Origin of the sequence: Cellulomonas sp. IC4_254 (genome assembly GCF_011603975.1) — a bacterium.
GTDB lineage: Bacteria > Actinomycetota > Actinomycetes > Actinomycetales > Cellulomonadaceae > Cellulomonas.
Window position 1 is genome coordinate 1 of record NZ_JAANNB010000317.1, and the last position, 2,485, is coordinate 2,485.

Sequence of the window (2,485 nt, forward strand, 5' to 3'; positions counted from 1 at the left end):
CCCCCGCCCGGCGTACCGGCTCAGGAACAGCGCCTCCGCCGTCGCCAGCCGCTCGATCTCCGCCGGGTCGACGCTCTCGTTGGGCGCGTGGATCAGCGCCTGCGGCTCCTCGACCCCCAGCAGCAGGATCTCCGCGTCCGGGTACGTCGACGCGAACACGGTGCACAGCGGGATCGACCCGCCCTGCCCGAGCAGCACCATGTCCCGCCCGAACGCCTCCCGCATCGCCGACCGCATCGCCGCGTACGCGGGCCCGTCGGTGGCGGCGCGGAACGGCGACCCGGTCGCCTCGACCTCGACCGCCACCTCGACGCCCCACGGCGCCGTCTCGGTGACGTGCGCGGTGAGCGCGGCCAGCGCGTCGGCGGGCGCGGTGCCCGGGGGGATGCGCAGGTTGAGCCGGGCGGCGGCGCGGGGCACGATCGCGGCGGTCGACCCGACGACCGGCGGGCAGTCGATGCCGAGCACGGTCAGCGCGGGGCGGGCCCAGAGCATGTCGGAGACGGTCCCGGAGCCGAGCAGCGCCTCGCCGGGGCGGACCTGCGCGTCGGCGCGGAACGTGTCGGGGTCGTAGGGCGCGCCGGTCCAGGTCTGCGCGTGGTCGAGGCCGCGCACGGTGGTGTCGCCGTCGGGGGACCGCAGGGACGCCAGCACCTGGATCAGCGCCGCGAGCGCGTCCGGCGCCGGCCCGCCGAACATGCCCGAGTGCAGCTCGGTCGGCAGCGCGTCGACCCGGACGACGACGTTGACCATGCCGCGCAGGCTGACGGTCACCGCGGGCACCCCGACGGCGGCGTTGCCGGTGTCGCAGACGAGCACCGCGTCGGCGCGCAGCAGGTCGGCGTTCTTCGGCACGAAGTCCTCGAGCCCGCCGGTGCCCTGCTCCTCCGAGCCCTCGACGACCAGCCGCAGGTTGACGGGCACCTCGTCGCCCAGCGCCCGGAGCGCTGCGAGGTGCATCAGGATGTTGCCCTTGCAGTCCGCGGCGCCGCGGCCGTACCAGCGGCCGTCCACCTCGGTGAGCTCGAACGGCGGGGTCCGCCAGGCGGCGTCGTCCAGCGGCGGCTGCACGTCGTAGTGCGCGTACAGCAGCACGGTCGGCGCGCCGGGGTCCGCGGCGGGCCGGGAGCCGACGACGGCGTCGCTGCCGTCCGCCGTGCGGTGCAGCCCGACGTCGGCGAACCCGACGTCGCGGAACGCGTCCGCCACCCACCGCGCCGCCTGAGCGCACGCCTCGGGCGGGAACTGCCGCGGGTCGGCGACCGAGGGGATCGCCACCAGCGCGGCGAGCTCCTCCCGGACGCGCGGCATCTGCTCGGCCACCCGTTCGCTCAGGTCCACGACGTGCTCCCCTCAGCCCACGACGCGCAGCTCGCGCGTCGTCGTGTTCAGCCGCCGCACCCCGTCGGCGGTGACGGTCACGATGTCCTCGATCCGCACCCCGAACCGGCCCGGCAGGTAGACCCCGGGCTCGACGGAGAAGCACATGCCCGGCACGAGCGGCAGCTCCTCGCCCTCCACCATGTAGGGCGGCTCGTGCGTCGTGACGCCGATGCCGTGCCCGGTGCGGTGGATGAACCGCTCCCCGTACCCGGCGTCGGCGATGACGGCGCGCGCGGCCCGGTCGACCTCCTGGCAGGCGACCCCTGGCCGCACCGCGTCGACGCCGGCCTGCTGCGCGAGCCGCACCAGCTCGTGCACCTCGCGCACCTCCGCGGACGGCTCGCCGACGCTGACGGTGCGGCTGGTGTCCGAGCCGTAGCCCGCGAGCAGCCCGCCGAAGTCGAGCACCACGCAGTCGCCGTCCTCGATCACGCGCGACCCGGCCTCGTGGTGCGGGTCGGCCCCGTTCGGCCCCGAGCCGACGACCGTGAAGTCGACCTGCTCGTGCCCGTGCTGCCGCAGCAGGTCGGCGAGGTCGGCGGCGACGTCGGTCTCCCGGCGGCCGGCGAACGGCACGCGCACGATCTCCTCGTAGGTGGCGTCCGCGGCGGCCCCGGCGGCTGCGAGGCGCGCGAGCTCGTCGTCGCCCTTGACCGCGCGCAGCATCGGCAGCCGGTCGGTGACGGCGTGGAACCCGGTGCCCGGCAGCGCCGCCTGGAGCCCGAGCAGGTGCAGCGCCCACGCGCTGTCGGACACGGCGTACCGCGCGCCGTCGCGGAGCAGGGCGCTCGCGGTCGCGTACGGGTCGGCACCGTCGGACCAGTCGACGACCGCCGCCGCTGCTGTCCCCGCGGCGCCCTCCGCGTCCGGGCGCTCGAGTGCCGGCACGACGAGGGTCGGCTCCCGGTCGGCGGTGAGCGCGAGCAGCGTCAGCCGCTCGGTGATCGCCGTCGGCCGGTACCCGGTGAGCCAGACCAGGTCCGGGCCGGGCGTGACCAGCACGCCGTCGAGCCCGGCGGCGCCCGCGTCGGCGACCACCCGGGCCATGCGCGCGGCGTAGTCGTCGCGGGTGAACGGGGCGGGCGCGGTGCTGGTCACGAGG

2 protein-coding genes are annotated in these 2,485 nt (G+C 76.6%); both read right to left on the bottom strand.

Features of this window, described 5'->3' with window-relative positions; genetic code table 11:
* On the bottom strand, positions 1 to 1,341 hold a 1,341-nt coding region (locus G6556_RS18305), incomplete at its 3' end, for a dipeptidase (protein ID WP_166944508.1).
* Positions 1,342 to 1,353: 12 nt separating this feature from the next.
* A complete protein-coding gene (locus G6556_RS18310) occupies positions 1,354 to 2,481 on the bottom strand; it encodes an aminopeptidase P family protein (protein ID WP_166944510.1) in 1,128 nt (375 codons plus the stop codon).
* Between the last annotated feature and the right edge of the window lie 4 nt (positions 2,482 to 2,485).